The 7,511-nt window shown below is 38.0% G+C and carries 5 protein-coding genes; 2 read left to right on the forward strand and 3 right to left on the reverse strand.

What is annotated here, in order from left to right; translation table 11 throughout:
• Nucleotides 1-5: 5 nt before the first annotated feature.
• Entirely contained in the window at nt 6-1,184 is a 1,179-nt protein-coding gene (locus V2H77_RS05535) for a LuxE/PaaK family acyltransferase (RefSeq protein ID WP_341498015.1), read from the reverse strand.
• A gap of 389 nt (nt 1,185-1,573) precedes the next feature.
• Between V2H77_RS05535 and V2H77_RS05540 the strand changes: the two genes are divergently transcribed.
• Nucleotides 1,574-2,659, forward strand: a complete 1,086-nt coding sequence (locus V2H77_RS05540) for a flavin-containing monooxygenase (RefSeq protein ID WP_341498016.1) — start codon at nt 1,574-1,576, stop codon at nt 2,657-2,659.
• Between the two features lie 233 nt (nt 2,660-2,892).
• Here V2H77_RS05540 and V2H77_RS05545 read toward each other — a convergent pair whose 3' ends face one another.
• The gene (locus V2H77_RS05545) at nt 2,893-3,747 is read right to left on the reverse strand and encodes an AraC family transcriptional regulator (protein ID WP_341498017.1); all 855 of its coding nucleotides are present in this window, start codon (nt 3,745-3,747) and stop codon (nt 2,893-2,895) included.
• Nucleotides 3,748-4,327: 580 nt separating this feature from the next.
• On the reverse strand, nt 4,328-5,209 hold the full coding sequence (gene ilvY, locus V2H77_RS05550) for an HTH-type transcriptional activator IlvY (RefSeq protein WP_265379788.1): 882 nt from the start codon (nt 5,207-5,209) through the stop codon (nt 4,328-4,330).
• A 192-nt stretch (nt 5,210-5,401) separates the two neighbouring features.
• On the opposite strand from ilvY, the gene ilvC reads away from it, so the two are divergent.
• The gene (gene ilvC, locus V2H77_RS05555; protein ID WP_341498018.1) at nt 5,402-6,880 is read left to right on the forward strand and encodes a ketol-acid reductoisomerase; all 1,479 of its coding nucleotides are present in this window, start codon (nt 5,402-5,404) and stop codon (nt 6,878-6,880) included.
• Nucleotides 6,881-7,511: the final 631 nt, after the last annotated feature.

Consider the following 7,511-nt stretch of genomic DNA (forward strand, 5'->3'; position numbering starts at 1 on the left):
GCTATTTAGACTGCGGGTGTCGCTGCGGGGCCTTCATCATCTGACATTTTTCTCTCAAGGTTGACTGCACAGCAACCAAACTCTTTAGCAGCAGCGGTACGCATAACAAACTGAACTCGCTGAGAATTACGCCAGGATTTGTTAGGATCGGTACGCAAGTAGACCAAATCTTCTGTTAGTAACATGCCGGGAGTGGAAACAGAAAGTGGATCTAAAATCACTAATTGCCCGGTTTCACCATCAGGTAGCTCGCGTGTTAAATCATTAGGATCACGAACGGAGAAATGAATATAAGGAGGAACATGCTTATGATTATATTCATCTTCGATAGCAAGAACGTTTGCTTCGACCAGACCATACATATCACGTGTCCGGGAAGCTGGAATGCCCATCCATTCTTCGATATCTGCATTTAATTCGCCGCGGGAGATCATATCCCCGGTAAAACGTTTCCAGCCGCCCATAGTAATGACCATGCTATCGCGATCTAAAGTGAGCTTGGTATTATTCTCTTTTAGGAACGTGATAAAACGGTGGATCATGAATGGAGGGCCAATTAAATGCCGGGTGAATTTGCCTTTCCACTGGATTAATTGGTTCAGTGCATCTTCTGGGGAGAAGCGGTCCTGATTAATCATATAGCGTCGGGTATCGAGCAAACCTGTCAGGAAATTAAAGATTTTAACCAGCGCCATTTCTGGAATATCTTCTGTTGACGGGCATAAACATAGGCCGGCGCCGCCAGATACTTTGAATATACTGCGATAATTAGAATAGACAGCCAATACGGTATGATCCATCGTATCGTGGCAACGACGATAAACGCTAGGAATTCCACTGGTACCCGTTGAGCGCATTTCATGTTCGATTTCAGATAATGGCTTGCTTAATAAACGATGACTTTCGGCTGATTTATAAGTTGCAACAGGTATCAGCGGGATGCGAACTAAATCATTATAATTCTGGATGTCTTCTGGTTTAATACCTTGTTTTTCACAAATATCTCTATAGTAAGGGTTATTGTGATAATGGAAATGGAAAGCGTCTTTGAGCAAACAAGTTTTTAATTCCTGTTGCTCTTCTTTAGACAGCTTATAGAGCAGATCGACATCGGCTATTAACCATTTCAGCGGATTTCCGCCACGAGATTTTATACCGTTGTATATATTTTTGATATTTTCCATTTTTTTATCTCCGGTAGGGTAATGAGTAGATAAATTAATCTTTGTTTATTATAAGTTATAGCAATAAAGCATAAGTTATGTAGGCAAAAAGGATAGTCATTAATAATTTATTTTTATTGAATAAATTGGCTATATTATTGCTTTGATTATTATATGGATTTGTCAATATTGTTAAAATTATGCTAAAAATAGCTGGTTTATTCAAAATATTCACTTTAGTGCGAATATGACCAGTTAATTCAAGTAAATTTTTTAATTGTCTTTTATATTTTTGTGATGTTCGTTGTTTTTTTATCTATTAGATGTTCTTTTGTAAAGTTTTTCATTGTCCTAAGATTTCGATGATGATAAAAAATATAGATAAATACTAAATTAAAAAATGAGTATGCATGATGAAGATGGATTGCTTAATTGTAGGTGCCGGTCAAGCCGGATTAAGTTTAGCTGCTATCCTTGCGGCTAAGAATATTAATGTCTGCATATTAGAGCGAGAAGCGCGTATTGGTGATGTGTGGCGCAGGCGTCCTGATAATATGCTGTTATTCACTTCACGCGGTATGACTCAGCTTCACGGTTTACCATTTTCTGGAATCGAAGATGGCTATCCAGATAAAAATGAAGTTGCTGATTACCTTGAACGCTATGCTTCACATCATAACCTTGCTATACATACCCAAACTGAAGTGGTTGAGGTGAAGCATGATAAAAATGGCTATCGTGTTAAAACAAAAGACGGAAAAGTATTTCATGCGCCTTGTTTAATTAATGCAACCGGTGCTAATCAATTAGCTGATATTCCGGCGCTTGCTGAACAACTTTCTACCGATATACAGCAAATCGCAGCAGATCAATATCGGGAGCCTAAGCAAATTAAAGCGGGCAGCCGAGTCGCTATCATTGGCGATGGTGCGAGTGGCCGTCAGATTGCTAAAGATTTGGCAGCAACGACGAAGGTGACGTTATTTTGTGGTTCTTCCCGTCCTCTCTTACCTAATAGAATACTGGGCAAAGATATCTTTTGGTGGTTAAGCAAAAGTGGTCTGTTATTTGCCAATTATGACAGTTTGGTAGGGAAAATCATGCGGCGGCGTAATCCTATCCCTTGTGGCGATCTGAAAAACCATCGGTTAGCCGCTTTGGATATAAAAATAGCGAATAGATTAGTTGATATAAAAGACAATAAATTATGTGATTTGTCTGGCAATCAATATGAGGTGGATACGGTTATTTGGTGTTTGGGATATAAAGATGATACGGCATGGTTAACGCTTCCCGGCGCTGCGGATGCTAACGGATTCGTTTGTAAAAATGGTCATGCGGAAGGTGGGAAAACCCCTTATCCTGGGTTATTTATCGTTGGGCGGAAATGGTTGAGTAGCCGTGGTTCTGAACTGATGTTAGGGGCTTATAAAGACACTTGTCGCGTCGCTAAATGGGTAGAAAATTATCTGAAAGGGCATGTATCATTAAAATGAATTGTTAATACAGAATAGTGATATTTTACTCTGTATGTTTTATTTGTTGTGGATTGATGGTTTATTCTGTAGTATTGCTATGGCATTATTCTGAATTCTGTATCATTACTAAAAGTGCATAATATACTAAATGTGCTATTAGGAATAAAATGATACAGAATCTCTAACATACTGGCTTTGATAATAACGGTTATAAATATAAATTATTTATTTTAGGTAATTTATCAAAAATATTATTTATTCATGACACAGATGTTTTGCTTTGTAAAATTTAGACCTGTGAATGTTGATGATAAATTAAAATATTTTTGTTGTGCTTGTTGTATTCTGTTCTTACTGGCATGCTTTAATTCAGAGGGCCTTAATCCATATAGCGTCATACAGGTACGACTGAAATGTGCGCCATCGGAAAATCCGCTATTACAAGCTAATAAAGTTAGTGAATCTGATGAATGTATCTCATCAATAGCATGATGCAGACGTTTCCATAATAGATAACTACGGAAATTAGTGCCCATTTTTTCTCTAAATAGATGCAAGAATCGACTTTCGGATAAGTAGAGTTGATTTGATATTTCACGAGAAGATATACATTTAACCGGTAATTCAGTAATAAGAGAGGCTGCTTTCATGATTCGTTTATCCTGATAACAATGGCAATCTTCTATTTTACCTAAAAGGTTATTTAAGATGAAAATATCTGGAGAGGTTTCTGATTGTAAGCAGTGACTAAAATAGTTTGCTATCAAACCAGATGATTCTTGGTTTAAATATATTATGTCTGAACCTCTCATCTGATGTAGTAATAAATGACATAGCGGGTTGGCTAGATCTATCAGTAAATTAAAACAGAGTTGCCCTTCTGAGTGTAATTTGTGTTTAATATTAGAGGAAATAATGAATCCATGTACTTGCCTCGATTCATTTTCGGTATCAATCCTCATGAGTGAATTATGGGGTGATACACTTAATTGGATACAAGGATGATGATGCCATTCTGTTTGCATATTGTAAGAGAAAACCAGATCTTGTAGATGGAATTTATAGAATTTAATAAAATACGGTGATTTGTCTATTTTGTGTAACATGATGGTGTCCTTTATTAAATTGTTGTGTGTATTTGAATTAATTATTTTATTTAATTATTATAAATCCTTGGTGTTATTTTTTAATTAAATTATATTAACTCATTAAATAATTAATATTAGTTATTATGTCATCACAATACTATTAAATTATTATTATGAAGTTTCCTCCTCTGGTATCTATGGAAAAATAATCTCATTATTGGAAAATATTGTTATGGCATGGCGTAAAGAATTATTTTCCACTCTGTTTTTTGCTGGCGGAATATTCAATTTTTGCTGGCCAAGCTTAACAATATCTAAATTATTTAATGTTAAATAGCTATTATCTGCTTGATATAGTTAAAAGTATTTTCTTTCGTAACATAATTAATGACCAAAAATTTAATGCGGGGCCAATATTTTCATATAATTATTTTGATTGGTTATAACTTATATTAAACATATTATCATGAGAACAATATGGTTATATTTTTATGTTCTTTGTGAATTAGGCCACATAAATTATAAGTATATTGGCATAATACCAAAAATAAGTTGCATCAGGCTTGTAATGAATAAAAAGACCTGTTAACGCAGTTTGTTATAACAATCCCCAAAATGCTTTAATCAGGGGTTCATTGAGCCGTTTTCTCTGTACACATATACCCAATTCAAACGGCTCTACTAGGGAAATATTGTCTAATAAAGATATGCGATTGCGTACCGGTTCAGGGCTATTTTCTACAACGACATTGGGAATTAATGCCACTCCACAACCCAATGCAACCATAGAAACAATAGCTTCATGACCGGACACGGTAGCGTAAATCAAAGGGTTGTTAATTTTATGGCGGCGGAACCAAGATTCAATGCGCTTACGTGAAGGACCGTGTTCCGGCAAAATAAAGGGAATGTTATTCCAGTCAGGGTGCTCTTGTATGACAAGTGCACGTACAGAGCAGGGAAGGGAAGGCGCGATCAGTACCAGCGGGACTTCACCGATTTTGGTGAAGCTGACATTATCTGGAAGTTTTTCCGGCTTACCGGCGATGCCTAAATCGGCATCATTAGACTGTATCTTATTGACTGCATCTGCGGCATCACCCGTGATGAGTTTGATTTCAACCATAGGATGTTCTGCACGAAAACGGTCTAGGATCTGTGGTAAGTGACTGTAGGCCGCGGTGACTGAACAAAACAGACGTAACTCGCCGCTTAGAGATGGGCTTTGTTGATTCAGTGAGTGTTTTAGTTGCTGGTATTGTAACAATGTCTGTTGGGCGAATTGTTTAAATTGCTCGCCGGCAAAGGTCAGTTTTACGGTGCGATTATCCCGTAAAAATAATGGATGCCCCAAAATATCTTCAATCCGCTGAATCTGGCGAGATAATGTGGATGGACTGACATGCATTGCTTTTGCTGTACGGCCAAAATGACAGCTTTCAGCCAGATGTAGAAACAGTTTGAGATCGCGTATATCCATAGCCTATTCTCCTTTTCCTGTCTAATAATCTGTATTGCATAAAGTGCAATGTAGTATTGTTAATATATCAATTTAAGCAATGGCTTTCATGTCATATATTGAAAATATATAAACACCTCACAGGGTGGGGAAATCTAAAAAAACAGTCGCAGCACTTCATTGCTGAGCACAACAGGATAACGGAGTCCACTAATGGCTAATTATTTTAATACGCTGAATTTGCGTCAGCAGTTGGCGCAGTTAGGTAAATGTCGTTTTATGGCGCGGGAAGAGTTTGTTGATGAAGCAGGATATTTAAAAGGTAAAAAAGTGGTTATCGTCGGTTGCGGAGCGCAGGGGCTGAATCAGGGCTTGAATATGCGTGACTCCGGTCTGGATATCGCTTATGCCCTGCGTAAAGAGGCCATTGAAGAAAAACGTGCTTCATGGCGTAAAGCGACGGAAAGTGGTTTTCAAGTCGGCACTTATGAAGAGTTAATACCGCAGGCTGATTTGGTCATTAACCTGACGCCGGATAAGCAACACTCTTCTGTTGTTCGCGCGGTTCAACCGTTGATGAAAGAAGGCGCTGCACTGGGTTATTCTCACGGTTTAAACATTGTTGAAGTAGGTGAACAAATCCGTAAAGACATCACTGTGGTGATGGTTGCGCCTAAGTGTCCTGGTACTGAAGTGCGTGAAGAATATAAACGGGGTTTTGGTGTGCCTACTTTGATCGCAGTTCACCCGGAAAACGATCCGAAAGGTGAAGGCATGGCAATCGCTAAGGCATGGGCTGCGGCAACGGGAGCGCATCGCGCCGGTGTTCTGGAGTCTTCTTTCGTGGCTGAAGTGAAATCTGACCTGATGGGTGAGCAAACTATTCTGTGCGGTATGTTACAGGCTGGTTCATTGCTGTGTTATGACAAACTGGTGGCAGATGGCGCTGAACCAGGTTATGCAGGAAAATTGATCCAGTTTGGCTGGGAAACCATTACAGAAGCACTGAAACAAGGTGGTATTACCCTGATGATGGATCGCCTGTCTAACCCGGCAAAACTGCGAGCGTATGCGCTGTCTGAGCAGTTGAAAGAAATAATGACGCCGCTGTTCCAGAAACATATGGATGATATCATTTCTGGTGAATTTTCCTCCGGGATGATGGCTGACTGGGCCAATGATGATAAAAAGCTGTTAGGCTGGCGTGAGGAAACGGGTAACACTTCGTTTGAGAATTCACCTGAATATGATGGCAAAATCAGTGAACAGGAATACTTTGATCACGCCGTTTTAATGGTTGCTATGGTGAAAGCCGGGGTTGAACTGGCATTCGAAATTATGGTTGATACCGGTATTATTGCTGAATCTGCCTATTATGAATCTCTGCATGAATTACCCCTGATTGCGAATACTATCGCTCGTAAACGCCTGTATGAAATGAATGTCGTTATTTCTGATACCGCAGAATATGGTAACTATTTGTTCTCTCATGTTGCGGTTCCGTTGCTGAAAGAGAAGTTTATGGGTTCGCTACAGGCGGGTGATTTGGGTAAGTCCGTTGCAGACAACGGTATCGATAACGCCCAGTTACGCGATGTAAACGAGGCTATTCGTAACCACCCAGTTGAAGTTGTTGGCCGCGTATTACGTGGTTACATGACAGATATGAAACGTATTGCTGTTGGCGGTTGATTAAAGAGAAAGAGGGAGAGGTTCTCTCCCTCTAGATCGTAGACAAAACTCGTTTAAAATAACGAAATTTATTTTTTTCCATTCTGAAATATGTTCTGACCTATTTTCCCCATTAGGTTGATTTGATCGCCCACTGATGTGTGATTGTGCACCTATTGCACTGAATAGCTTCTCTCTCTCAGATGTAAAAATAACAAAGCGTCGCTAGTAGCAACGCTATCTTCTTATTTTTTTTGTTTGCTTTTGTTTTCGTTGAATTTCAATTTATTGTGATGTGAGAATTTATTATTGGATATTTTTATATAACCATAGTCGTTAGGATTATAATGATTATTTGTTTTATTTAATTCCATGCAATAATATGGAAAACTAATGATATATATTCCTATTATTAAATAATAATATCGAGAATTTATATTTGATTTTATCGATATAAATGTCAGAATTGATTTTGGATCTTTAAGGGTAAATTTATAATTTGTGTTAATTTATCATTGTGTGAAAGCGTATTTGTAATAGGAATGATATTTCCCAAAGGTCATTTGTAAAGTAGATAATTTCATCAATAGATTAATTGATGAATTAAATATAAAAGGACCTTACTATCATGGTATATACCCGTGCTCATTGA

The sequence above is a fragment of the Photorhabdus sp. P32 genome (assembly GCF_038085095.1).
Taxonomy (GTDB): Bacteria; Pseudomonadota; Gammaproteobacteria; order Enterobacterales; family Enterobacteriaceae; genus Photorhabdus; species Photorhabdus luminescens.